Origin of the sequence: Pelomonas sp. Root1444 (assembly GCF_001426885.1) — a bacterium.
In the GTDB taxonomy this organism is placed as follows: Bacteria; Pseudomonadota; Gammaproteobacteria; order Burkholderiales; family Burkholderiaceae_C; genus Pelomonas.
The window spans coordinates 65,071-89,302 of the sequence record NZ_LMFP01000013.1 but is presented as its reverse complement, the minus strand read 5'-3'; the positions used below and the strand labels follow the sequence as shown (position 1 = coordinate 89,302).

General features: G+C 71.1%; 23 protein-coding genes. 13 read left to right on the top strand and 10 right to left on the bottom strand.

What is annotated here, in order from left to right:
- Positions 1-15: 15 nt before the first annotated feature.
- Together ASD35_RS13925 and ASD35_RS13920 are read left to right on the top strand one after the other, a co-directional pair.
- On the top strand, positions 16-3,303 hold the full coding sequence (locus ASD35_RS13925) for an efflux RND transporter permease subunit (RefSeq protein WP_056875550.1): 3,288 nt from the start codon (positions 16-18) through the stop codon (positions 3,301-3,303).
- A gap of 1 nt (position 3,304) precedes the next feature.
- A complete protein-coding gene (locus tag ASD35_RS13920) occupies positions 3,305-4,696 on the top strand; it encodes an efflux transporter outer membrane subunit (RefSeq protein ID WP_056875549.1) in 1,392 nt (463 codons plus the stop codon).
- Here ASD35_RS13920 and ASD35_RS13915 read toward each other — a convergent pair.
- From ASD35_RS13915 to ASD35_RS13900, 4 genes are read right to left on the bottom strand one after another with little or no spacing between them, the layout of a single operon-like run.
- Positions 4,693-5,334 carry a membrane integrity-associated transporter subunit PqiC gene (locus tag ASD35_RS13915; protein ID WP_056875548.1) on the bottom strand — a complete coding sequence of 214 codons (642 nt, stop codon included), beginning with the start codon at positions 5,332-5,334 and terminating at the stop codon, positions 4,693-4,695. The genes ASD35_RS13920 and ASD35_RS13915 overlap by 4 nt on opposite strands.
- Positions 5,331-6,371, bottom strand: coding sequence for an MlaD family protein (locus ASD35_RS13910; protein ID WP_056875547.1), 1,041 nt, complete (start codon positions 6,369-6,371; stop codon positions 5,331-5,333). The genes ASD35_RS13915 and ASD35_RS13910 overlap by 4 nt, the downstream gene beginning before the upstream one ends.
- The gene (locus ASD35_RS13905; protein WP_235538346.1) at positions 6,368-7,123 is read right to left on the bottom strand and encodes an ABC transporter ATP-binding protein; all 756 of its coding nucleotides are present in this window, start codon (positions 7,121-7,123) and stop codon (positions 6,368-6,370) included. The genes ASD35_RS13910 and ASD35_RS13905 overlap by 4 nt, the downstream gene beginning before the upstream one ends.
- A gap of 17 nt (positions 7,124-7,140) precedes the next feature.
- Positions 7,141-8,280: an ABC transporter permease gene (locus ASD35_RS13900; protein WP_082580151.1), complete on the bottom strand. Its 1,140-nt coding sequence runs from the start codon at positions 8,278-8,280 to the stop codon at positions 7,141-7,143.
- 184 nt (positions 8,281-8,464) lie between these two features.
- On the opposite strand from ASD35_RS13900, the gene ASD35_RS13895 reads away from it, so the two are divergent.
- From ASD35_RS13895 to ASD35_RS13875, 5 genes are all read left to right on the top strand, one after another.
- The gene (locus ASD35_RS13895) at positions 8,465-8,743 is read left to right on the top strand and encodes a hypothetical protein (protein ID WP_162254463.1); all 279 of its coding nucleotides are present in this window, start codon (positions 8,465-8,467) and stop codon (positions 8,741-8,743) included.
- Positions 8,744-8,804: 61 nt separating this feature from the next.
- The gene (locus ASD35_RS13890) at positions 8,805-9,872 is read left to right on the top strand and encodes a sensor histidine kinase (protein WP_056875544.1); all 1,068 of its coding nucleotides are present in this window, start codon (positions 8,805-8,807) and stop codon (positions 9,870-9,872) included.
- A complete protein-coding gene (locus tag ASD35_RS13885; protein WP_056875543.1) occupies positions 9,860-10,552 on the top strand; it encodes a LytTR family DNA-binding domain-containing protein in 693 nt (230 codons plus the stop codon). The genes ASD35_RS13890 and ASD35_RS13885 overlap by 13 nt, the downstream gene beginning before the upstream one ends.
- Positions 10,553-10,612: 60 nt before the next feature.
- Positions 10,613-11,812 carry an acyltransferase family protein gene (locus tag ASD35_RS13880; RefSeq protein WP_056875542.1) on the top strand — a complete coding sequence of 400 codons (1,200 nt, stop codon included), beginning with the start codon at positions 10,613-10,615 and terminating at the stop codon, positions 11,810-11,812.
- Positions 11,809-12,930 carry an alpha/beta fold hydrolase gene (locus ASD35_RS13875; RefSeq protein ID WP_056875860.1) on the top strand — a complete coding sequence of 374 codons (1,122 nt, stop codon included), beginning with the start codon at positions 11,809-11,811 and terminating at the stop codon, positions 12,928-12,930. The genes ASD35_RS13880 and ASD35_RS13875 overlap by 4 nt, the downstream gene beginning before the upstream one ends.
- A gap of 33 nt (positions 12,931-12,963) precedes the next feature.
- Here the strand turns inward: ASD35_RS13875 and ASD35_RS13870 are convergent, their stop codons facing one another.
- Positions 12,964-13,764 (bottom strand): class II glutamine amidotransferase, encoded by an 801-nt coding sequence (locus tag ASD35_RS13870; RefSeq protein ID WP_056875541.1) that lies wholly within the window; start codon positions 13,762-13,764, stop codon positions 12,964-12,966.
- 287 nt (positions 13,765-14,051) lie between these two features.
- Between ASD35_RS13870 and ASD35_RS13865 the strand changes: the two genes are divergently transcribed.
- Positions 14,052-14,729, top strand: coding sequence for a LuxR C-terminal-related transcriptional regulator (locus ASD35_RS13865; protein ID WP_056875540.1), 678 nt, complete (start codon positions 14,052-14,054; stop codon positions 14,727-14,729).
- Between the two features lie 196 nt (positions 14,730-14,925).
- Complete coding sequence (locus ASD35_RS13860; RefSeq protein WP_056875539.1) at positions 14,926-15,558, top strand: Crp/Fnr family transcriptional regulator; 633 nt, start codon at positions 14,926-14,928, stop codon at positions 15,556-15,558.
- Here ASD35_RS13860 and ASD35_RS13855 read toward each other — a convergent pair whose 3' ends face one another.
- Positions 15,559-16,533 (bottom strand): M48 family metallopeptidase, encoded by a 975-nt coding sequence (locus tag ASD35_RS13855; protein ID WP_235538345.1) that lies wholly within the window; start codon positions 16,531-16,533, stop codon positions 15,559-15,561. It abuts the gene before it with no gap.
- Between the two features lie 73 nt (positions 16,534-16,606).
- Here ASD35_RS13855 and ASD35_RS13850 point away from each other — a divergent pair, with 73 nt between their 5' ends.
- Both ASD35_RS13850 and ASD35_RS13845 read left to right on the top strand, forming a co-directional pair.
- Positions 16,607-17,083 (top strand): flavin reductase family protein, encoded by a 477-nt coding sequence (locus ASD35_RS13850; protein ID WP_056875538.1) that lies wholly within the window; start codon positions 16,607-16,609, stop codon positions 17,081-17,083.
- Positions 17,084-17,143: 60 nt separating this feature from the next.
- Positions 17,144-17,587, top strand: a complete 444-nt coding sequence (locus tag ASD35_RS13845; protein ID WP_056875537.1) for an SRPBCC family protein — start codon at positions 17,144-17,146, stop codon at positions 17,585-17,587.
- Between the two features lies 1 nt (position 17,588).
- Here ASD35_RS13845 and ASD35_RS13840 read toward each other — a convergent pair whose 3' ends face one another.
- From ASD35_RS13840 to ASD35_RS13825, 4 genes are all read right to left on the bottom strand, one after another.
- A complete protein-coding gene (locus ASD35_RS13840; RefSeq protein WP_056875536.1) occupies positions 17,589-19,037 on the bottom strand; it encodes a hypothetical protein in 1,449 nt (482 codons plus the stop codon).
- Positions 19,037-19,921, bottom strand: a complete 885-nt coding sequence (locus ASD35_RS13835; RefSeq protein ID WP_082580149.1) for an ABC transporter ATP-binding protein — start codon at positions 19,919-19,921, stop codon at positions 19,037-19,039. The genes ASD35_RS13840 and ASD35_RS13835 overlap by 1 nt, the downstream gene beginning before the upstream one ends.
- A gap of 257 nt (positions 19,922-20,178) precedes the next feature.
- Complete coding sequence (locus ASD35_RS13830; protein WP_056875534.1) at positions 20,179-20,577, bottom strand: GntR family transcriptional regulator; 399 nt, start codon at positions 20,575-20,577, stop codon at positions 20,179-20,181.
- Positions 20,578-20,659: 82 nt separating this feature from the next.
- Positions 20,660-22,084: a PLP-dependent aminotransferase family protein gene (locus ASD35_RS13825; RefSeq protein ID WP_056875533.1), complete on the bottom strand. Its 1,425-nt coding sequence runs from the start codon at positions 22,082-22,084 to the stop codon at positions 20,660-20,662.
- A 64-nt stretch (positions 22,085-22,148) separates the two neighbouring features.
- On the opposite strand from ASD35_RS13825, the gene ASD35_RS27600 reads away from it, so the two are divergent.
- Together ASD35_RS27600 and ASD35_RS13815 are read left to right on the top strand one after the other, a co-directional pair.
- Positions 22,149-23,210, top strand: a complete 1,062-nt coding sequence (locus ASD35_RS27600) for a hypothetical protein (RefSeq protein ID WP_056875532.1) — start codon at positions 22,149-22,151, stop codon at positions 23,208-23,210.
- A gap of 14 nt (positions 23,211-23,224) precedes the next feature.
- Positions 23,225-24,169, top strand: coding sequence for an alpha/beta fold hydrolase (locus ASD35_RS13815; protein ID WP_082580148.1), 945 nt, complete (start codon positions 23,225-23,227; stop codon positions 24,167-24,169).
- Positions 24,170-24,232 lie beyond the last annotated feature (63 nt).

Here is a 24,232-nt window from a genome sequence, read left to right as displayed (position 1 = left end):
AAGGCGGCCCCTGCCATGGACATCTCACGCTTCTTCATCGACCGGCCGCGCTTCGCGACCGTGTTGTCGCTGTTCATCTTCCTGCTTGGCGCACTGGCCATCCCGCTGCTGCCGATCTCGGAGTACCCCGAGGTCGCGCCGCCGCAGGTGGTGGTGCGCGCCCAGTATCCCGGCGCCAACCCGCGCGTCATCGCCGAGACGGTGGCCACGCCGCTCGAGGAGCAGATCAATGGCCTCGAAAACGTGCTGTATTTCGAGAGCCAGGCCACCGGCGACGGCGGCATGAACCTGACGGTCACGTTCAAGATCGGCACCAACCCCGAGGCCGCCGAAACGGCGGTGCAGAACCGCATCAACCGCGCGCTGCCGCGCCTGCCCGACATCGTGCGGCAGATCGGCGTGACGACCGAAAAGAGCGCGCCCAACCTGACCATGGTGGTCCACCTGGTCAGCCCGGACAACTCGCGCGATGCGCTCTACCTGCGCAACTACGGGCAGCTGAACGTGCGCGACGACCTGCTGCGCGTGCCCGGCATGGGCTCGGTGCTGATGTTCGGTGCCGGCGACTACGCGATGCGCATCTGGCTCGACCCCCAGAAGCTAGCCGCCCGCAACATGACGGCCAGCGAGGTGGTCGGCGCCATCCGCGAACAAAACACCCAGGTTGCGGCCGGCGTCGTCGGCGCGTCACCGGCGCCCAAGGGCACGGACTTCCAGCTCTCCATCAACGCCCAGGGCCGCCTGGCGAGCGAAGAAGAGTTCGGCGACATCATCATCCGCAGCGAGCCGAGCACCGGCGCGATGGTGCGCGTGAAGGACGTGGGCCGTGTCGAGATCAGCGCCAACACCTATGCACTGCGCAGCCTGCTGAACAACAAGGAAGCCGCGGCCATCGCCGTGTTCCAGGCCCCGGGCTCCAACGCGCTGGCGATCTCGGACAACGTGCGCCAGACGATGGAGCGCCTGAAGCCCAGCTTCCCCAAGGGCGTGGACTACGCCATCGTCTACGACCCGACGCGCTTCGTGCAGACCTCCATCGAGAAGGTCGTGCACACGCTGTTCGAGGCCGTCGCGCTGGTAGTGCTGGTCGTCATCATCTTCCTGCAGACCTGGCGCGCGTCCATCATCCCGCTGGTGGCCGTGCCGGTGTCCATCATCGGCACCTTCGCCGTGCTGCTGCTGCTGGGCTTCTCCATCAACACGCTGACGCTGTTCGGCCTCGTGCTGGCCATCGGCATCGTGGTGGACGACGCCATCGTGGTGGTCGAGAACGTCGAGCGCAACATCCAGGACGGCCTGACGCCGCATGCGGCCACCGTCAAGGCGATGCAGGAGGTCTCGGGGCCCATCATCGCCATCGCGCTGGTGCTGTGCGCGGTGTTCATCCCGCTGACGCTGGTGCCGGGCCTGTCGGGGCAGTTCTACAAGCAGTTCGCCGTCACCATCGCCATCTCGACGGTGATCTCAGCCTTCAACTCGCTGACACTCTCGCCGGCCCTCGCCGCCATCCTGCTGCGCCCGCATGACGCGCCCAAGGACGCACTGATGCGCGGCATGGACAAGGTCTTCGGCCGCTTCTTCAACTGGTTCAACCGCTTCTTCCACCGCCGCTCCGAGGACTATGGCCGCGGCGTCACCGGCATCCTGAAGCGCAAGTCGCTGGCCCTCGTCGTCTACGCGCTGCTGCTGGGCGCCACGGCGCTGCTGTTCTCGCGCATCCCCAGCGGCTTCGTGCCGGCGCCCGACAAGCAGTACCTGATCGGCGTCGCCCAGCTGCCGGCAGGCTCCAGCCTGGACCGCACCGAGGAAGTCATCCGCCAGATGAGCGCGATCGCGCTGAAGGTGCCCGGCATCGTCGACTCGGTGGCCTTCCCCGGCCTGTCGGTCGCCGGCTTCTCGGCCTCGCCGAACGAAGGCATCGTCTTCTTCGGCCTGGAGGGCTTCGACGCCCGCACTTCGCGCGAGAAGAGCAAGGAGGCCATCCTCGGCCAGGTCAACGGCGCCATCCAGCAGATCCAGGGCGCGCGCATGTTCGTCGTGCCGCCGCCGCCGGTGGACGGCCTGGGCATCGCGGGCGGCTTCAAGATCCAGGTGCAGGACCGCAGCAGCCAGGGCGAGCAGGCGCTTTACGGCGCCACCTGGGGCGTGCTGGGCCAGATCTACGGCAACCCCAACACCCCCATCGGCACGCCGTACTCCAACTACGACATCAACGTGCCGCAGCTGTTCGCCAACGTCGACCGCACCAAGGCCAAGCAGATGGGCGTGCCGCTGGGCTCCATCTACGACACGCTGCAGATCAACCTCGGTTCGCTCTACGTCAACGACTTCGCCAAGTTCGGCAAGACCTACCAGGTCATCGTGCAGGCCGACGCGCCCTTCCGCGCCAAGGCCGAGGACATCACGCAGCTCAAGACCCGCAACGGCGCGGGCGAGATGGTGCCGCTGGGTTCGCTGATGAGCGTCGAGCCGACCTTCGGCCCCACGCGCGTGACGCGCTACAACGGCTTCCCGGCCGCCGACATCAACGGCGCGCCCAAGCCCGGCTTCTCCAGCGGGCAGGCCGAGGCCGAGATCGAGCGGCTCCTCAAGACGCTGCCGCGCGGCATGAGCTACGAGTTCACCGACCTCAGCTACCAGGACCGCCTGACCCGCGACGTCGCCGTGCCGGGCCTGGGCATCAAGCTGCCGACGCTGGCCGCCGTGCTGCTGTTCTCGGTGCTGCTCGTCATCCTCGTGCTGGCCGCCCAGTACGAAAGCTGGAGCCTGCCGCTGGCCATCATCCTGATCGTGCCGATGTGCATCCTGTCCGCGCTGTTCGGCGTGTGGCTGTCGCACTTCCCGCCGTTCGGGCAGGCCGGTGACCTGAACATCTTCACGCAGGTGGCGCTGGTCGTGCTGGTCGGCCTGGCGTGCAAGAACGCCATCCTGATCGTCGAGTTCGCCAAGGAGCTGGAGGAACGCGGCAAGTCGGTGACCGACGCCGTCATCGAGGCCTGCCGCCTGCGACTGCGCCCCATCCTGATGACGTCCATCGCGTTCTGCGCCGGCGTCATCCCGCTGATCCTGGGCAGCGGCGCCGGAAGCGAGATGCGCCGCGCCATGGGCATCGCCGTGTTTGCCGGCATGCTGGGCGTGACCTTCTTCGGCATCTTCCTGACTCCGGTGTTCTACAGCCTGCTGCGCAAGGGTACCGAGAAGCGCCGCGCCCGCGCCGCCGCGCTGCGCGCGCAGGTCGAAGCGTCCGCGCACGCCTTCCATCCCGGCATCGATGACGCCGCACCCAAGAAGGAGGGCCACTGACATGCTCATCCGCCTGACCCCCCTGGCCCTTGCGGCGCTTGTCGGCTGCGCCGCACCCGGCCTGTCGCAGGGCCCGCAGAACCTGGCACCCACCCAGTTCACGCAGCTCCCTTCGGCCGCGCCCGGTGCCGCGACCATGACCGCGGCCTTCGTCGACAGCGCGCAGCTGCAGCGCATCGTCGACGAGGTGCTGGCCAACAACCGCGACCTGCGCGCCGCCGCCGCACGCCTCAAGCAAGCGGAGGCACTGGCCACCGCCGCCGGGGCCCAGCGCCTGCCCACGGTCGGCGTCGGCGCCAGCGCCAGCCGCCAGCGCGCGCCCAACGACCAGGGCCAGTTCAACACCTTCAGCAGCTACGGCGTCAATGCGACGGCCGGCTGGGAGGTCGACCTCTGGGGCCGCGCCGCCGCCGCCGCCCGGGCGGCCGGTTATGACGCCGAAAGCGCCGCGCTGGACCGTGACGCCGCCCAGCTCAGCCTGGCCGGCACCGCGCTCAACCTGCAGGCCCAGCTCATCGGCCTGGGCCACCGGCTGAAGCTCGCCAAGGAAACGCTGGTCGTGCAAAACCAGCTGCTCGACCTGGTGAAGGCGCGCGTCGGCGCCGGCCGCAACACGGCGCTGGACCAGGCCCGCGCCGAAGCGCTCGTCGCCCAGACCTCGGCCAGCGTGCCGGCCCTGCGCAACGCCGCCTGCCTGACGCGCCTGCAGCTGGACGTGCTGCGCGGCCAGCCGCCCGCCGACTGCGACAAGGCCGACAGCGACCCGCTGCCCGGCATGCCGCAGCCGCGCCTCATCAGCCTCGGCACGCTGCACGACCCGGCGGGGCTGCTGGCCCAACGCCCGGATGTGAAGGCCGCCGCCGTGCGCGCCCAGGCCGCGGCGTCACGCGCGCATATCGCCTGGGCCGCGCGCTGGCCCAGCGTGGGGCTGACCGGCCAGATCGGCTGGAGTGCCGGTGCTGCCTCCGACCTGTTCAAGAGCGCCACGCGCATCCACAGCCTCGCCGCAGCGCTGAACTGGAACTTCCTGGACTTCGGCGCCCGCAAGGCCGAGGAAAGCGCCGCGCGCGCCGGCTTCGAAGCCGCCGTCGCGGCCGCCGAGCAGGCCCAGCTGACGGCGTTGCAGGACGCCCAGGGCAGCCTGTCGACGCTGCGCGAAACCGAGCTGCAAGCCACCGCCCAGGCTGCGGCGGCCGAGGCCACGCAGCGTGCGCGCGACCTGGCCTTCAAGCGCTACGACGCCGGCGTCACCGACTTCTACTCGCTGCTCAACGCCGAGCAGGAGCGCCTGGCCGCGCAGGACGCGCTGATCCAGGTGCAGGCGGGCCGCGCCAGCGCGCTGCTGGCGGTGCACAAGGCGTTCGCAGCGCGCTTGACGGCGTCCGCGCCTTAAGAAGCCGCGACGATGCGCGCCGCCAGCAGCAGGACGCTGCGGCGGTAGGCATCCGCCAGCGCATCGGCCTGGGCGCTGCAGGGCAGCGCCAGCTCGGCGGCGCCCGCGGGCGGCAGGGCGGTGCCGGCCGGCGCATGCAGCGGGGCCCAGCGCCAGCGTGCGCGCAGCGACAGCACCAGGCCAGCGCCCTCCGGCCGCGCCAGCCATTCATCCACCTGCACCACCAGCCGCAGAGACTCCACGCCGTCGTCCGCCTGTGCCTTCGCGCCCAGCGTGACGGGGTAGGGCTGCCGCAGCCGCCACAGGTCCTCGGCCAGCACACGCGGCAGCGCGTCGCGCAGCGGCTCGGCCCAGCGCGCCTCGGGCCAGGGCCGCAGGCCAGCGCTGCCTTCGGCAACGAGGAGCTCGTCGCGGTCCAGCAGCTCGGGCAGGGCGACCTGCGAGGCCAGCACCCAGGCGCGTCCGTCCTTGCCCGGCTTGGCGTCGGCCGGCAGCGGCGGCGTGCCGGTCAGCGCATAGAGGCGGCGTGGGGGCGTGTCACGCGTGGCGCAGCCGGCCAGGGCGGTCGCCGCCAACAGCAGCAGCGCGTCGCGGCGGCGGTACCGGGGCTGGAGCAGGGGCGTCAAGGATGGCTTCATCGGGCGGGCTCCACGGCAGGGGCGTCGGGCTTGCGGCCGCGCAGCAGCGCTTCGGGCTGCGCCTCCAGCGAATCGGCCAGCTGGCGCAGCGCACGCGCCGCCTGCGCCAGCTCGCGCATGGTGCGCTCGGTCTGCTGCAGCAGCGGGCCGTCGCTGTCGGCGGCCTCGCGCAGCGAGGTGCTGGCGCGCTGCAGCTCGGCCAGCGTGCGCCGCAGGTCGGGCACCAGCGGGCCGTTCGGGTCCAGCAGCGCGTCGGCCTTGTCGGCGCCCGAGCCGAGCTTGTCGGCCGCGCGCGAGACCTTGTCGCCGGCACGGTCCACGCTCGCCATCGCACGCTCGGCGCCGCGCGTCAGCGGTACGGCGCGCTGGTCCAGCTGCGCGGCCAGGCGACGCGCATGGCCGGCCGTGGCCGCAAAGTCCTTCAGGCCCTGCTTGAGCTCCGGCGCCGCGATCAGCGAGCGAGCCGAGTTGGCGATCTGGCTCAGGTCGTCGACGATCTTGCGCAGGTCCACGCTCTCGAGCTGGTTCTTCAGCGCCTGGATGGCCGTCGGGCTGGTCGGGATCTCCGTCACATCGCCGCGGTAGCCGCCGTGCAGCACGCCGGCCGGCTTGCTGCGGAAGTCCAGGTCCACGTAGAGCTGGCCGGTCAGCAGGCTCTGCGTGCCCAGCTGCGCCGACAGCCCTCGCTTGATCAGCGTCGGCAGCGCATGGCCGATGTCCTCGTGCGTGAAGCGCCCTTCCAGGCCGCGCACCGCGTCGTCGTCGAGTTCGGCGATGACGGGGATGGCGAAGCTGTCGGTCTTGCTGTCGTAGTGCACGCTGATCTCCGTCACGTCGCCGACGCGCACGCCGCGGAAGACCACCGGCGCGCCCTTCTGCAGCCCGAATACCGAACCTGAGAAGAACATGACGACGCGCTGCGGCCGGTCGAACCAGTGCCGCCCCGGCAGCGCGATGAGTGCCAGCACGAGCACGGCCACGGCGCCGGCCACGAAGGCGCCAATGGCGAAGGGGCTGGCGCGGCGACGGCGGCTCATGCGGCGTTCTCTTCTGGCACGGCCGCACCGCGCGTCAGGAACTCCCGCACCCCGGCGGGCCCATGGTCGCGCAGCTCGGCGGGCGGGCCTAGCGCCGTCGCGGTGTGCGCCTCCACGTCGAGGAACAGCAGCCGGTCGGCCACGGCGAACAGGCTCTCCAGCTCGTGCGTGACGAGCACGATGGCCGTGCCCAGGTCGCGCTTGAGCCGCACGATGAGGTCGTCCAGCCGCGCCGAGGTCAGCGGGTCCAGGCCGGCGGAGGGCTCGTCCAGGCACAGCAGCGGCGGGTCCAGCATCAGCGCGCGGGCGATGGCCGCGCGCTTCCTCATGCCGCCCGACAGCTGCGCCGGCTCGGCGTCGAAGGTCGCCGCATCCGGCAGCCCGGCCAGCGCCAGCTTGAAGCGTGCCTGGCGCTCGCGCTGCGGCAGGTCGAGGTCGGTGTAGAGCTCCAGCGGCAGCATCAGGTTCTCGCCCACCGTCATGCTGCTCCACAGTGCACCGGCCTGGAAGGCCACGCCGATCTCGCGTTGCGGCGGGTCGTCGCCATGCACGTCGCGGTGCGCCCCGTTGGCCACCCATGTGACCCTGCCCTGCTGCGGCACCTGCAGGCCGATCATGTGGCGCAGCAGCGTGCTCTTGCCGCAGCCGCTGGCGCCGCAGATGGCCAGCACCTCGCCGGCGTGCACGTCGAAGTTCAGCCCGCGCTGCAGCTCGCGGCCGCCGGCATGCAGGCTGAGCTCCTCGACGCGCATCAGCACCTCCCCGGCCATCACACCCCCAGGCGCTGGAAGATGACCGTCAGCAACGAGGCCGCCACGACCATCCACACGATGGCCTGTACCACGGCCGCCGTCGTCGCCTCGCCCACGGCCTGCGCGCTGCGGCCGGCGTTCAGGCCCTGACGGCAGCCGGCCAGCGCCACCAGCACCGCATAGACGCTGCCCTTGAGCAGGCCGACGAACAGGTCCCAACCAGCCAGCGCTTCGCGCGTCGTCGCCAGATAGGCCATGGCCGGCACGTCGTACAGGCCGACTGCCACGCCCAGGCCCACGCCCAACCCCGCCGCGCCGGCACACAGCGTCAGCAGCGGCCCGGTGACGAGCAGGGCCAGCATGCGCGGCAGCACCAGGTGCTCGACCGGGTCGACGCCCAGCGTCGTCAACGCGTCGATCTCCTCGCCGGCACGCATGCTGCCGATCTGCGCCGCGAACGCCGCGCCCACGCGGCCGGCGAGCACGATGCCCACCACCAGCGCCGCGATCTCGCGCACGACGCCGATGGTCACCAGGTTGGCGATGAAGCTCTGCGCGCCGAAGCGCTGCAGCTGCTCCGCGCCCATGTAGGCGACGATCAGCCCGACCAGCGTGCTGACCAGCAGCACGATGGGCAGGCTGCGCGGGCCGGTCTGTTCGATCTGCCATAACCAGTCGCTCAAGCGCATGGCGCTGCGCCCGCGCGCCAGCCGCCCGAGCGCGCCGAGCAGCTCGCCGACGAAGACCAGCGTCTTGCGCCACTCCGGCTCGGGTGCGGGCTCTTCTACGGCGGCGGCCTTCGTGCGTGGCACCTCGGGCTGCGGCAGGCTCAACGTCAGCAGCGGCTGCAGGCCGGTCGGCAGGCCCGACAAATCCAGCTGCACGCCGCCGCGCGCCAGCGGCGCCAGCGCCTGCCACAGCGACGCCGCGAACGCCGGCCGCCACTGCGACAGCGCCGAGGTGTCGAAGCCGACCTGCGTGCTTTCATCGACCGGAAGCTCCGCCGGCGGCTTGGGCAGCTCCGCCTCGGCCGTCCAGGCACCGGACAGCACCAACCGCCATTGCCGACCGTCACCCTCCCAACGCGAGTGGGCCGTGGCGGTGCTGCGTTCGGCACCGGGGCTAGAGATCAACGGGGCGGGCAGGGCGTGGGACATGACAGCGCCATGCTCTGTTCATGCCGTCGGCCCGCATCCCGGACGCAGACGATGTGCCGTGTAGGACGGCGCGCCGACGCGAGCGGGCCTGTCGGCCTGCGCCGACAACCCGACGGCGACCCGGACGACCACGAGCGGCACGGCGGGCGCGCAGAGTGCGGCGATGGACACCAGCGAGCCCGCCATGAAGCCCAACGCCTCCCCCCGCCCCGCAGAGACACACACGCAGCGCGGCACCGTCACGCCCCCCGGGCCATCGCTGCCGCATGAACGTGACCAGCAGCACCGCGCGGTCGAGTCCGAGCCCGATGCACACATCGAACGTGCCGCCAGCGACCTCAAGCAAGGCCAGGTCGACACCGACCTGCGCGCCACGCCGGGCCTGGATGCCGACCGCCGCGGCGGCATGGTGACCGGCGGGGAGCGCGGTGCCGGCGACCGCAAGGCACGCCCCGGCCGCTGAGCCGGGGCGAACGGCGCGGCGCGCGGGGTGAACCGCAGCGGGCGCCGGCTAACCTCGCGGCATGTCGCTCCTGCCGCGCCGCTGGCGCCTGCCCTATCTCGCGCTGCTGACCGTCATCGGCCTGCTGCTCAGTGCCTCGGCGCTGCAGGCCTACCGGCTCTCCGGCGGGCGCCGGCTGTGGGAGCCGTTCCTGTGGGAGTTCAGCTCGGTCGCCGTCATCGGCGCGCTGGCGCTCGGCGTCCATGCACTCGTCGGCCGGCTGCTGGGGCGGCCCTGGCCGCGCCAGCTCGCCGCGCACGCCGTCGCGCTGCCGCTCTTCAGCGGCCTGCACATCGCCGGCATGTTCGGCCTGCGCTTGGCCGTCTACGGCCTCGCGGGCCTGGGCTACCAACCGGACGACGTGCCGACGCTGCTGGTCTACGAGGGTGGCAAGGACGCCGTCAGCTACATCAGCTTCTGCCTGATCTCGCGCGGCATCTGGATGGCCCAGGCTGCGTCGGCGCGTGCACAGGAGCTGGACCGTGCCCGCCGCGAGCTGGCCGAGGTGCGCCTGGCGCGCCTGGCCGACCAGGTGCAGCCGCACTTCCTGTTCAACACGCTGAACCTGATCTCCGCCGTCATGTACGAGGACGTGGCGCGCGCCGACCGGCTGCTGTGCCAGCTCGCCGACCTGCTGCGCCAGACGCTGGCGGCCCAACAGCGCGCCGAGCACACGGTGCGCGAGGAGCTGGCGCTGGTGCAGCCCTTCCTGGCGCTGATGCAGGCCCGCTTCGGGCCGGAGCGCCTCGTCGTGCGCATCGACGCCGAGCCCGCGGCGCTGGACTGCCGGCTGCCGGCCCTGCTGCTGCTCGCGCCGGTGGAGAACGCCGTCAAGCACGACGTGGCGCGCCACCGCGGCTGTGTGACCGTCGTCGTGGCGGCTGCGATTGAAGGCGGGCGCCTGCGCCTGCGCATCAGCAACCACGGCGACACACCCGTGCCCGAAGCGCCGACGGACCCCGACGGCGGCCTGGGCCTGCGCAACCTGCGCGAGCGGCTGGCGGCGCGCCACGGCAGCGCCGCGACCGTGAACTTCGGCCCCGACGGCGCGGGGATGAGCCTTGCGCTGGAGCTGCCATGCGTGTGCTGATCGTCGACGACGAGCCCGCCGCGCGCGCCAGGCTGCGCCGCCTGCTGGCGGCCGAGGCCGACGTCGCCGAACTGCTGGAGGCACCCGACGCGCCGTCCGCGCTCGCTCTCGTGCAGGCGCTGGCCGCGCCGCCGGACCTCGCGCTGCTCGACATCGAGATGCCCGGCGGCAGCGGCGTGCAGCTCGCCAGCGCGTTGCGCCGCGCCGGCGTGCGCGCGGTGGTGTTCTCCACCGCCCATGCCGAGCATGCGCTGCAGGCCTTCGAGCTGGCGGCGCTGGACTACCTGCTCAAGCCCTACACCGCCGAGCGGCTGGCGGCGGCGCTGGTGCGCGTGCGCGAGCTGCTGGCGCGGCCGCTGGCGCCGGTCGGCGAATGGTGGCTGGACGGCGAGCGCCTGCGGCTGGCCGACGTGCAATGGATCTCGGCCGCCGACAACTACATCGAGCTGCACCTGCCGCCGCGCAGCCTGCTGGAGCGCACCACGCTGGCCGACGCGCTGGCCCGCCCCGGCTGGGCGGCACGCTTCCTGCGCGTGCACCGCAGCCACGCGGTGAACCCGGCGCATGTGCGGCGCGTCCAGCGCCTGCCCAGCGGCGAGGCGGTGCTGACGCTGGCCTGCGGCGAGGCATTGCGCGTGTCGCGCGGCTACCGTGCCGCGCTCGATGCGTTCGCCCCGTAAGGATCTCCACTGGCCCCGGCGCCCTCGCGTCGCACGGCGCCGGCCGCGAAGCTGGCGGCCATGAATACCACCCCACGCCTGCCCTTCCTCGACGGCCTGCGCGTCGCCGCCTTCGCGCTGCTGATCCCGTACCACGTGGGCATGTACTACGTGACCTGGGACTGGCATGTGAAGAGCGCCGCCGCCAGCCGTGCCCTCGAGCCGTTCATGCAGCTCAGTTCGCCCTGGCGGCTCGGGCTGCTGTTCTTCATCGCCGGCGCGGCCTGCCAGGGTCTGTTCGCGCGCCGCGGCGCCGTGGGCACGCTGAAGGACCGCTCGCTGCGCCTGCTGCTGCCGCTGTTGTTCGGCATGGCCGTCATCGTCACGCCGCAGGCCTACTTCGAGGTGCTGACCAAGGCACCTCACCTGCTGCCCGGTGACGGCGGCTACCTGGACTTCTGGCAGGCCTATCTGCAGGGCGGCAAGTACTGCCGCGGCGACGACTGCATGGTCGTGCCGACCTGGAACCACCTGTGGTTCCTGCCCTATCTGTGGGTGTACGCAGTGCTTGGCGCTGCCGTCGCGGCGCTGCTGCGCTGGCCGCCTCGCGCGACGGCGTTGCCGGCCTGGGGCTGGTTGCTGCTGCCGGCCCTGCCGCTGGCGCTGCTGCGCATCGTCGTGATGCCGCATTACCCGACCACGCACGACCTCGTGCACGACCTCTACAACCACCTGCAATACGGCTGGCTGTTCGCCGTCGGCTGGGCCAGCCGCACGCCGCTGGCCGCGGGGATGTGGGGGGCCGCGCTGCGGCTGCGCTGGTGGTCGCTGGGCCTGTCGCTCGCCACCTGGGCGGTGCTGCTGGCGTTCGGCAGCCGGTATGCCGAAGCCACGCCGCCCGATGCACTGCTGGCCGCGGCGCGCGCGCTGCGCGGCTCGCTGACGTGGTGGGCCATCGTCGCCGCCTGCGGCTGGGCGCAGCGCGCCTTCACGCGCGAGTCGCCGCGGCTGCGCCAGGCCAGCGGCGCGGTGTTCTGCCTCTACATCCTTCACCAGAGCGTCATCGTCGTGCTGAGCCAGGGGTTGAAGCCGCTGGCCCTGTCCTGGGGGCTGGAGGCGCTGCTGCTGATGGCGCTGACCTTCGGGCTCTGCACGCTGGCCTACCTCGGTGCCCGTCGCGTGCCCGGCCTCGCGCTGCTGCTGGGCATCCAGCGCCGGCCCCGCAATGCACCGGCAGCGGTGTTAGCGTGCGGTCCCCTGTCCGCGTCCAGGCCGCCATGAGACCTGCATCTGCCCTTGCCCTTGCTCTAGCCGCTACCTTCACGTTGGCCATCGGCGGCGGTGCACACGCCGCTGCCGCGGCGCCAGCCGCCGAAGCCGCCTACGCCACCGTGCGGCCCATGATTGCCGAGCAGCAGCGGCTCCTTGGCCCTCAAGCGGTCGAGGTCAGCGAGGCCGTCGAGCTCGGCGGGCTGAAGCAGTGGATCACGCTGCGCGGCGCGGACCGCGCCAACCCGGTGCTGATCTACGTGCACGGCGGTCCGGGCGCGGCGGAGATGGGCCGCAGCTGGCCCTATCAGCGCGGTTGGGAGGACTTCTTCACCGTCGTGCAGTGGGACCAGCGCGGCACCGGTAGGACGCTGCGCCACGCCGGCGAGGCGGCGAACAAGTCGGCGTTGACGCGCCAGCGCATGGCCGACGACCTCGTCGAGCTGATTGCCCTGGTGCGCCAGCGCCTCGGTGTGCAGCGCGTCGTGCTGCTGGGCCATTCCTGGGGCAATGTCATCGGCATGGATGCCGCGCTGCGCAAGCCCGAGTGGGTCAGTGCCTATGTCGGTGTCGGCCCGCTGCTGAACCTGCAGGCCAATGAGCAGGCGCAGTACCAGGCGCTGCTGGCTGAGGCGCACCGGCGCGGCGACGCCACCGCGCTGGCCGAGCTGGAGGCGATCGCGCCCTATCCCGGCGAGGGCGAGATCCCGTTCGCCAAGGTCAATGTCGCGCGCAAGTGGGTGATGGCCTACGGCGGGCTTGCGGCGTACCGAAGCGATGCCAACTTCTACTTCCGTGCCGCGCGGCTTTCGCCCTACTACGAATTCGAGGATCGCCTGGCCATCGACCAGGGCGGCCAGCTCTCCGTGCCGGCGCTGCTGCCCGACATGCGCCGGGTCGACCACACCCGCATCCGTGAGGTGAGCTTTCCGATGTTCATGTTCCTCGGACGCCACGACCTGACGACGCCGTCCGCGGTCATCGAGGCCTGGATGGCGCAGCTGAAGGCGCCCCTCAAGCGGATCGTGTGGTTCGAGCACTCCGCCCACCTCGCACCGCATGAGGAGCCGGGGCGCTTCCTCGTGCAGCTTGTCGAGCAGGTGAGGCCAGTGGCCGCGGAACGGCCCTGAGCGTCACGCCATGCCGGCCCGTGGACGGCGTGGTCAGGCAGCAACCGGCGCCGCGAGGCCTTCGCTCAGGTAGATGCAGTCGCCCTGCTCGAACACGCGCACCTCGCCGGGCTCGAACGCCTGCCAGGCTTCGTCATGGGTCAGCGGCTCGGTGGCGATCAGCGTCATGCGGTCGCGCGGGCCGTTCAGCGTGGCGAGGTCGACGCTGAGGTCGCCGTCGCGCAGCCGCACATGGGCAAAGGGCGGCTGGCGGCGCAGCCAGTGCAGCTTGGTCGAGGCATGCGCCAGCAGGCCGTCGCCATCGGTCAGCAGCAGGTTGAAGCGGCCATGCTCGGCAATCTCGTGCAGCCATGGCGTCAAGGTGTCGGCCAGCTCGGGCCAGTCCGGGCGCTGGGCGCCGAAGCGCTGCTCCAGACGCTGCATCAGCCAGCAGAAGGCGCGTTCGCTGTCGGTCTGGCCCGCAGGGGTGAAAGCGCCGCTCAGCTTGGGGTGAAAGTCCTTCAGGTCGCCGTTGTGCGCGAAGACCCAGGTGCGGCCGGCCCATTCGCGGCGGAAGGGGTGGCAGTTCTCGACCGCCCGCGCGCCCTGGGTCGCCTTGCGGATGTGGGCAATGATGTTGCGCGCCTGAACCGGGTGCTGGCCGTAGTGGGAAGCCAGGTCGGAGTGGGCCGCGGGTTGGTCCTCGACCACCACCTCGCAACGCTCGCCGTCGTGGAAGGCCACGCCCCAGCCGTCGACGTGATCTGCCGTGCGCCCGCCCCGGGCAGCAAAGCCGCGCAACGAGAAATTGGCGGCGGCCGGCAGGCGGCTGTTGAGGGCGAAAAGCTCACACATCGGAGTTGTCGGGCAGCTCGGTTGGGATCTGAACGGCTCAAGTCTGAGCGCGGATGACAAAAAGTCCAACGACGCTTGCGTCATGAGCTCATGCATCGTGCTTTGTTCACAACAAACACCGCTCGCGCCCGGCCGGAACGGCAATCCCTAAGTCGCAAGGGCGTCAGGCGCGCACGACGCCGTAATTCATTCACAGTCACATCCCGCAACATTTACGCCCAGACGGCGGCGAGGTCTCCTACGCTTTGCGGAGGGCTTGCCAATCCGTTGAGCCGAGGAGCACTGCGATGTGGATGACCGAATTTGCCCAACCGGGTCAATCGCCCGGTTCCCGTCCTGCCGAGCGACGCGCGGCGGCGTCGCTGTCCAGCCAGTGGCTGGGGCTGGTGCTGGAGGAGCTCGACCATGGCGTCGTGCTGCTCAACGGCGCCGGCCGCGTGCTGCACACCAACCTCACGGCGCGCGCTTCGCTGGACGCCAACCACCCGTTGGAGATGGTCGGCCCGCACCTGCGGGCGCGGCTGCTGACCGACGCCGTGCCGCTGGCCGAGGCGCTGGAGGGCGCCGAGGCGAGCGGCCGGCGCTGCCTGCTGCGCCTGGGCGACGACCGCGCCAGCTGCGGGCGCGCCAACGTCGTGGTGGTGCCGCTCAACCGTGACGTCAGCCAGGCCGCCGTGCTGTTGATCCTGGAACGGCGCCAGCTCTGCGGCGACCTCGCCGCGCAATGGTTTGCGCTGCGCTACCAGCTCACGCCGGCCGAGACCGAGGTGCTGAAGGCGCTGTCCAACGGCGTCAAGCCGACCGAGGTCGCGCAGCGCCAGGGCGTCGCCATCTCGACGGTGCGCAGCCAGATCCAGAGCATCCGCGCCAAGAGCGGTGCCGACAGCATCGGCGAGCTGATGCGCCAGCTGGCCTTGCTGCCGCCGCTGGTGTCGTCGCTGCGGCCCCCGAAGCTGGTCAACTGAGCGAGGCTCATTTCGAGCGGGCTTCGGGCCGAGTGCCGGGCCGCTCCCGAGCCGGCCCGTTTGGCGATGTGCTTGCCGGTCGAACCGGCGAGCGTCGCCGTCCTCCCGGGCGCCCGGCCAAGGTAATCCTTGGACGAGGGGCTTCATCTCTTAACATTCCGGCGCGCGGTGGGCCACATGCCCGCAGCGCCGCCGGATGCCTGACGAATCCACCGACAACGAACTCCTGGCCCTGCCGCCATCGCTGCGGGTGCTTGCCGCCCGCGGCATCGCGCGCAGCTACCGCAAGGGCGTGGTGCTGATCGAGGAAGGTTCGGTCGGCGACAACCTCTACCTGATCGTGTCGGGCTCGCTGCGCGCCTACAGCAGCGATGCGCGCGGCCGCGAGATCACCTACGGCGTCTATGGCCCCGGCGAATACGTCGGCGAGATGAGCCTGGACGGCGGGCCCCGCTCGGCCAGCGTCATCACCGAGGAGGCCAGCCGCCTCGTCATGGTCACGCGCGCCAGCCTGCTCACCCACATCAGCGAACACCCCGAGTTCGCCTTCGAGCTGCTGACCAAGGTCATCCGCCGCGCGCGGGCCGCGACGCTGTCGACCAAGCAACTGGCGCTGAACGACGTCTACGGCCGGCTGAAGAACCTCGTCGACGAGGTGACCGGCGACGGCCATCCCCTCGCGCTGACCCACCAGGGCATGGCCCAGCGGCTGGGCTGCTCGCGGGAGATGGTGTCCAAGCTCGTCAAGGACCTCGAGCAGGGCGGCTACCTGCGGCGCGTGACCGCGGGCCAATACCAGCGGCTGAAGTCGCTGCCAGCGCGCTGGTGATCAGCCCGACCTCGCCTGCGTCTTGAGCGGCGGCGCCTCCGGGAAGCGCTGCGGGGGCTTGGGCGCGCGGGCGTAGAGCCCTTCCACCTTGGGCAGGTTGGCCTGGATGTCGCGGATGCGCGTCGTGTTGGTCGGGTGGGTGGACAGCCACTGGGGCGGCGCGCCCTTGCTGGCGGTCATCATCTTTTCCCACAGCCGGACGGCGGCAGCCGGGTCGTAGCCGGCACGGGCCGCCAGCTCGATGCCGACGAGGTCGGCTTCGGATTCGTCGTCGCGGCTGAAGCGCAGGTTCACCAGCTGCGCGCCCAGGCCCGCCGCATAGCGGCCCAGGTTGCCCAGGCCCAGCAGCGCCGAGCCCAGCTCGACGACGACGTTGGTTGCCGTCGACTTGCCGACCCGCTCGCGGGCATGTTCGCGCAAGGCATGCGCCACCTCGTGGCCCATGATGGCGGCGACCTCGTCGTCCTCCAGCTTGAGCTTCTCCAGGATGCCGTAATAGAAGGCGATCTTGCCGCCAGGCATGCAGAAGGCGTTCAGCTCCGGGCTGCCCAGCAGGTTGACCTCCCACTTCCACTGCCGCGCGCGGTCGTTCCAGGCGTAGCTGAACGGAATGATGCGCTGGGCGATGAAACGCAGCCGCTGCGCCTGGGGGTGGTCCATCGGCGCCAGTGCCCGCTGCTGTGCCGCCTGCTGCATCATCTGCGCGTACTGCTGGCCGCCGGCCTGCTCCAGCTGCTCGGCCGGCACGAAGCCCGCGAACTTGCTCTTGGGGCCGACGTCCACGCCCTCGCGGGCCCAGGCCGGCATGATGCTCGCCGCCCCGGTGGCGGCGAGCAGGCCGGTGAACAGGCGCCGGCTGCGCTGGCTCGGCGGCGCACAGCGGCCGGCGGCGCAATCGGCGCAGCCGCCGAACATGCGCTGTGGCGGGTGGGTGAGTTGCAGGTCGTCGCGGACCTGGAAATCGTCGGCATGCATGCCGGCATTGTGCGATGGCGGCCGTATGCCGCGCGTAGGACGGCGGCTTCACGTCAATGGCGACAATCAAGCCATGGACAGCCAGCAATTCCGCGCCGCCCTCGGCATGTTCGCCACCGGCGTGACCGTCGTCACCGTGCGTTCGGCCGACGGCGAACTCGTCGGCCTGACGGCCAATTCATTCAACTCCGTGTCGCTGGAGCCGCCGCTGGTGCTGTGGAGCCTGGCGCGGCGCGCCGGCTCCATGCCGGTGTTCACGCGCGGCTCGCACTACGCCATCAACATCCTGGCCGCGGACCAGAAGGAGCTGGCCCAGCGCTTCGCGACGCGGGACATCGACCGCTTCGCCGGCGTGGCCTGGCGCGAGGGTGCCGGCGGGGCGCCGGTGCTGGACGGCGCGGTGGCCGTCTTCGAATGCGCCAACCGCAGCCGCTACGAGGAGGGCGACCACGTCATCTTCGTCGGCGAGGTGGAGCGCTGCACGGCCCGCCCCGGGGCGCAGCCTTTGATCTTCCACGGCGGTCGCTATTTCACCGAGTTGCCGATCTGAGGCTTGTCGATCCGGTGGCCGGCTGATCGTCGTGTCCGTGTCCCACCCTTCAGGAATGTCATGGCCCACACCATCACCCTGCACCGCGTGCTGCGCTGCCCGCCCGACCGCGTCTACCGCGCCTTCACGACGCCCGCCGCCATGGCCAAGTGGCTGCCGCCGTTCGGCTTCACGGGCACCGTCCACGAGATGGACGCCCAGGTCGGCGGCGGCTACCGCATGTCGTTCACCAACTTCACGACCGGCGGCAGCCACAGCTTCGGCGGCCGCTACCTGGAGCTGGTGCCGGGCCAGAAGCTGCGCTACACCGCCGCCTTCGACGACCCCAACCTGCCTGGCGAAATGCAGACCACGGTCGAGCTGAAGGCCGTGTTCTGCGGCACCGAGGTGCACATCAAGCAGGAAGGCATCCCGGCGGTCATCCCGGCCGAAGCCTGCTACCTGGGCTGGCAAGAGTCGCTGACGTTGCTGGCGCAGCTGGCCGAGCCGGAGATCAACCAGTAGGTCAGCCCAGGCGGCCGGCGGGCAGGGCCGTGGGCGCTGCCACCAGCCGCCGCCAGCGCCACGCCAGCAGCGCGACTGCGACCGCGCACACGGGAGTGGCCACTGCCCAGGGCGGCGTGCCAAGTTGGTGCAGCAGGTAGAGCAGGCCTGCCAGCGCGAGCAAGGCAAGGCTCGGCAGCACCCCTGCCAGCGCCGTGGGCGCGCGCAGCGTGGCAGGCCGGCGGGTCAGTGCCAGCGCTGCGACGGGCAAGGCGGCCAACGGCAGGTAGAGCGGGAGGCTGTTGTCGGTGCCTTTGGCCAAAGCCAGCAGCGCCAGCGATGTAAAGGCCCAGCTGAAGCCGAAGTCCCGCAGCTGACGTGCGGCGACGGCACGGTTGAGCGTGGTGCCCTGCGGCATGCCCGGCAGCAGGCGCAGCAGCGCCTGCTCGCGGCGGCTCTGCCACAGGCTCGCGGGCAGCGCAAAACCGGGGCTGAGCCCGGCGCTGGCGAGGCCGATGCTCATGCCGATCGCGCCGTGTTGAAAGATGGTGGCGAGACTGATGTCGTAGATGAAGCACACGGCGCTGAAGCTGAGCAGCGTCAGCGTGGCGATGGTGCCCAGCGCCATCAGCTGTTTCAGCCAGTGCTGCTGGCCATGCAGCACGATCTCGGCGCGCGCCATCACGCTGCGCTGCCGGGTGTTGTCGGCCCGCGCCAGCAGCCGCCGTTGCCATGCGGAGAACAGGTGCATCAACGGGCTGAACAGCCATTCGATGGGCCGGCCCCAGGAGGCCGCCGTCGGCTGGCGGCCTTCGGACATCATGCGCATGACGTTTCGCCTCTGCGCCTGACGTGCATACAGGGCCTGGTGCTTGGTGCCACCGTCGCCCAAGGCGGTCGTCACGAGCCAGGCCTGCACCAGCAGCGCGAGCAGCAGCATGCCGTGGGGGTTGGCCTGCCAGAGCGCGGCCAGCGCGTTCCACAGGGGCGTCAGCTTGCCGGCGAAGACGCCCGCCAGCGGTGATTGGAACGCCAGCAGCAGCCACAGCCACCACAGCCGCGCGGTCCACAGCAGGAAGGTCACGACCAGGCTGTTGCCCAGCAGCAGGACGCCCCAGTGGACGGTGTCGGGCACGATGAGCCAGGCCAGCAGCGTGGTCAACCCCGAGCAGAGCGCCCAGCCCAGCAGGGCCGCCCGCCGCAGTGCGCGCAGATGCCCGGGCACGCCGTGGGCGGCATGGGGGTGGTTCTGCTCCAGCAGGCTGGCGCCGACGGCGATCCAGAGGCCGTGGACGACCACGATCACGATGCCAACCGGCACCCGCCACGCGGCCGCCGGCGGCAGCCAGATCAGGCTGGCCACCATGGCGATGACCGCCAGCGCGGCGATCAACCGCCGCCCCCACGGCGCGCTGCGATCGCGCTGGCGCCACGGAGCCAGCATGATTTGCGAGAACTGGGCGGCGTTCATCAGGTCAGCTCCGCGAACAGGTCGTCGAGGTTGACGCGGTCCACTGCCACGCCGGACGGCAGCGCGGCATCCGCCGGCAGGCGTGCCAGCACGCGCTCCCGGCCGGCTTCCAGTGCCGTGCGCTTGAGGGGCTCGGCGCCCAGGCGCGCCATCAGCGTGGCCATCTCGGTGACGGTGCCCGTGAACGCGCGCACCTGCTCCAGCAGCTCGTCCAGCGGCGCCTGCAGCGCGATGCGGCCGCCGCTCATGAAGGCCAGGTTGAAGGCCACGCGCTCCAGGTCGGACAGGATGTGGGTGGAGAACACGACGGTGGCGCCGCGGTCCAGCACCTCGCTCACCAGCTCGCGCAGGAAGTCGCGCCGGCCGGCGGGGTCCAGGCTGGCCACGGGCTCGTCCAGCACCAGCAGGTCGGGCTCATGGGCCAGCGCGCGGATGATGGACAGGCGCTGCTTCTGGCCACCGGAGAGCTTGCGGATGGGCTTGTCGCGCGCGATGTCCCAGCGCGACAGCAGCCCGTCGACCTTGGCCTCGTTCCAGCGTGGGTAGAAGCTGCGGAAGTACGCCAGCAGCTGGGCCGGCGTGAAGGCCTCGAACAGGTCGCTTTGCTGCGGCACATAGCCGATGCGGGCACGCGTGGCGTCGTCCGGCAGCAGGGCGTCCTGGCCGAACAGCGTCACCGTGCCCGCTTGCGGCTCGCGCAGGCCCAGCAGCGTTTCCAGCAGCGTCGTCTTGCCGGCGCCATTGCGGCCCAGCAGTCCCACGACCTGGCCGGGCAGCAGCCGCCAGTCCAGGCCTTTCAACACGGTGTCGCCCTTGGGGTAGGACAGGGTCACCCCGCTCAACTCGGCGCTGGGGGACTCGGTGTGGGGAAAGTGAGGGCTCATGGAAGGGGCCTCTTGAGGTTACGGAAGGTGGTGCGAGAGGGCCTGCGCGGGCGCAGGGCTAGGCATGCGACGCCGCCCGCGCTCATGCCCAGGCAAGCCGCGCAACGACGCGATGCGCCCGCGCAGACCCTTTCCCGAAGGGTTGTCACTCAAAAGCCCGCGCGCGGCGTTGCGAAGCCTCGCTGGGAGCGACCCCAGCTTCGTTTCGCGCCTTGCTCGCGGGCTTTTGAGTGGCAACGCATCCACCTCCCGTAGCCTCAAGAGGCCCCCTGCTCGTCAAGGATGGTTTTGAACAACTGCACGGCCTGGGCCTTGGGCAGCTCCAGCTGCCGGGCCTCGGCGGCAGCCTTCTCCAGCGTCGGGCGCAGCAGCTCGACGCGGTCGGCGGTGGGCTGGGCGCGCCGGTGCTGCGCGGCGACGACCATGGACAGCCCGCGGCGGCGCTCCAGCACGCCGTCGGACTCCAGCAGCGAATAGGCCTTGGAGATGGTCATCGGGTGCACGGCCAGCGCCTGGGCCAGCTCGCGCACCGACGGGATCTCGTCGCCCGCCTTCAGCTGCCCGGCGGCCACGCGCCGCTTCACCTGCTCGACGAGCTGGCGGTAGATGGGCTCGGGCGAGCCGGTGTTGATCTGGACGAAGTGGATGGGGTCCATGTGCTGGTGCCAATGTGTACTAGTACGATAGTACACAAGGACAGTTGCCGTCAAGCACGGCTTGCGCGGATGCAGCTCGGGTTCAGCCGATCGCCTTCTTCAGGCGTGCAGCCATCTCCGGCGCCTTGTCCGGCAGCACTTGGGTGAAGCCGATCAGCAAACCCTGGCCGGCGGCGTGAGTGGTGGCGTGTGCGGAAAGCGCAGAGGGCGCGAGACCTTCGCTGCGCGCCTGCTTCACCAATTCCGTATCGGCCGCATGGCCCGGAAAGCGGGCCAGCAGCGTCAGGCCGCCTTCGGGCGCGGCCAGTTCGATGTGCCGGCCGAAGCGCTGCTGCAGGGCCGCCGCGAGGGCCGTGCTGCGCTCGGCGTACCGCAGTCGCATGCGGCGCAGATGGCGGGCGTAGTGGCCGTCGGCCATGAAGGCGGCGAGGGTGGCCTGGTCCAGCAGTGCGTGGCCGCGGTGGGACAACTCGCTGGCGGCTGTCGCGGCATCGATCCAGGCCGACGGCACGACCAGGCAACCCAGCCGCAGGCCGGGGAATAGCGTCTTGCTGAAGCTGCCGGCGTAGAACACGCGGTCGTGCCGGTCGACGCTCTTGAGCGCCGCGGGCTTGCGGCCGGCGTAGTGGAACTCGCTGTCGTAGTCGTCCTCCAGCACCCAGGCGTCGGCCGAGTCGGCCCAGTCCAGCAATGCCTTGCGGCGCGGTGGAGCCAAGGGCATGCCCAGCGGACTCTGGTGGCCAGGCGTGACCACGGCCAGGCGCGCGGCCGGGTGGTGGCGCTTGGCGTAGGCGATGTCCAGCCCCGAGGCGTCGACGGGCACCATGCCCAGCCGCAAGCCGGCGCCGAGCAGCGCACGGCGGGCGAAGCGGTAACCCGGGTCCTCGAACCACGCCTCGTCGCCAGGCTGCGTGACGAGGCCCACGACCAGTTGCAACGCTGCCTGATAGCCCGCCGTGACGAACACCTGCGCCGGATCGCAGGCGATGCCGCGCGACACCTGCAGGTACGCGGCAATGGCGCTGCGCAACTCCGGCAGGCCGCGCGGGTCCGGATAGCACAGCCGTGACGCATCCAGCCGGCGCGCAGCCTGGACGGCCAGGCTCGCCCACTGTGTGCGCGGGAACAGGTCCAGGGCCGGCATGCCGCCGCGAAAAGGCCAAAGAAAGTCGTCGGGCAAGGCGAAGGTCGAGACCGGCGACGCGCCGGCCGACCGCGGTGCGAGCGTGGCAGGGGTGAGGTCGGGAGCGACCGCCGTGCCGGCCGCACCGCGGCCCAGGATGCAGCCTTCGCCGGCCAGGCGCCCATAGGCCGCATCCACGGTGCCGCGCGATACGTTGAGCTGTGCCGCAAGGCTGCGCGTTGACGGCAGGCGCTCGCCGGGCGCCAGCCGGCCTTGTGCAATGGCCTCGCGCAGGCGCTGGTAGAGCTGCTCCTGCAGTGGCAATGCCGAAGCCGCCTCCAGGGTGAGGGTGCTGAGCAGGGCGGCATGGGGCGGCTGATTCATGGCCTGGTCAATTTGGGCCGAAATGGCTCTGTTTCGTCGGGCCATTCTCGCGGAGAGTGCAACCATGCCGAGCGCCGCGGGGCTGCCGGCCAGCGAGGTGCAAATCATGGGCGTCACGATTCGATCGGTAGCAGTGAAGAGGGAGCGTCCCGCCCAGCCGCTGCTGGCCTTCGTGCCGGCGCTCGCGGTGATGTCCTGGCCCTTCTGGCTGCGTGGCGCCCACGCCGTGGCCGAGTCCGCACGGATGCTGATGCTGCTCGGCGCCTTGGCGATGCCGCTGCTGGCGGCGGCTTGGTGGTTGGGCTTGGCGCCGCGGTCGCCCCGCTCGGTGTTCGAGCGACGCGCGCGCCAGCTGGCCTTGCTGGCCTTTGCGGCGCCACCGCTTTTCGTGTCCCTGTCCTTCGTGCTGCGCGTGCTGGAAAAGCCCCTGCCCGAGCCGGTGGCCTGGGTGGGCCTGTGGGCTGCGGTGGCTGCGTGGCTGGGAGTGGCCGATTCGAAAGCGCCAGCCGGCATGGGCCGGCCGCCGGATGCGACGGCGCGCGTGGTGCATGGGGTGATCGCCGCCCTGGTGCTGGCCTTCATCGCCTTCCATCTCGTCAACCATCTGGCCGGCTTGCTTGGGCCGCAGGTGCATGCCTCGGTGATGCATCTGGGCCGCAGCCTGTATCGCTCGCCGGCCGTGGAAGCCGTGCTGGTCGTGCTGTTGCTCTTGCAGGTGGCCTTCGGCGCAGGGCTGGCGTGGCGTTGGAGCGCCCGGGCCATGGACGGGTACCGGGCCGTGCAGGTGGCCACGGGCGTCTATGCCGGCTTCTTCCTACTGACCCACCTGAACTCGGCGCTGGTGTCGGCAAGACTGCTGAATGGCGTGGACACCGACTGGGCCTGGGCATCAGGCGCGCCGGTGGGATTGCTGCACGACGCCTGGAGCATCCGCCTGCTGCCCCACTATGCGCTGGGCGTGTTCTGTGTGCTCGTCCACCTGGCCTGCGGGCTGCGCGTGGTGCTGCTGGCGCATGGCTGGCAGCAGCACGTTGCCAACCGGGGCTGGTGGGCCGGGCTGGCGCTGGCTGCCACCGTGGCGGCCCTCATCGTTGCAGGCTTGTGCGGCCTGCGAATCACGGCCTGAACCCGGAGCGAACCATGTCACTCACAGCTTTCGAACGCGGCTCCCTGCGCCGCTGGGCCATCGGCGTGCTGACCGCGCTGGTGGCAGCGCTGGCGCAAGTCGCCTGTTCCTTGACCAAAGCCCCCCTGGAGGTTGCCACGATGCCCACTCATACACCCCATTCACGCGCCGGCCACGAGGCCATCCGAGGCGTGGACTACCACTACGAGATCCACGGCGACGGCCCGCCTCTGCTCGTGCTGCACGGCGGCCTGGGCGACCTGCGGATGATGGCGCCGCTGGTGCCGCTGTTGGCGCGACAGCGACAGGTCATCCTGGTCGACCTTCAAGGCCACGGCCGCACGCCGCTCGGCGAGCGGCCGCTGTCCCGACAGGCCATGGCGGACGACATGGCCGAGCTGCTCACGCGCCTGGGTGTGCAGCAGGCAGATGCCATGGGTTATTCGCTTGGTGGATGGGTGGCCTTGCGGCTCGCCGTGCAACATCCCCGGCAAGTGCGCCGGTTGGTGCTGGTGTCGACCCCCTTTGCCAACGACGGCTGGTACCCGGACATCGTCGCCCAGCAGAGCCACCTGGGCGCCGCCGCGGCGCCGGCCATGCGCAGCACGCCGCTGCACAAGGCCTATGCCGAGGTCGCGCCGCGACCCGGGGACTTTCCGGCCCTGCTTGATGCCGTGGGTGGCCTGCTGCGCGAACGCTTCGATTGGACCGTCGACGCGCGCCAGCTGCGCATGCCGGTGCTGCTGGTCTATGCCGACGCCGACATGATCCGCCCCGAGCATATGGTCCTGTGCTGGCAGGCGCTTGGCGGCGGCCTGCGGGACCCGGGCTGGCAGCGCGAGCACATGCCCATGCACCGCCTGGCGGTGCTGCCCGACCTCACCCACTATGAGATCTTCGCTTCGCCGAAGCTGGCGGGCGTGGCCCTGCCATTCCTTCAGGAAGCCGCGCCGCATTGATGGGCGTGCCGCTTGCCGAAGGGCGCCTGGTCGCCCTTGCCGCGGACTGCGCACAATGTGGGC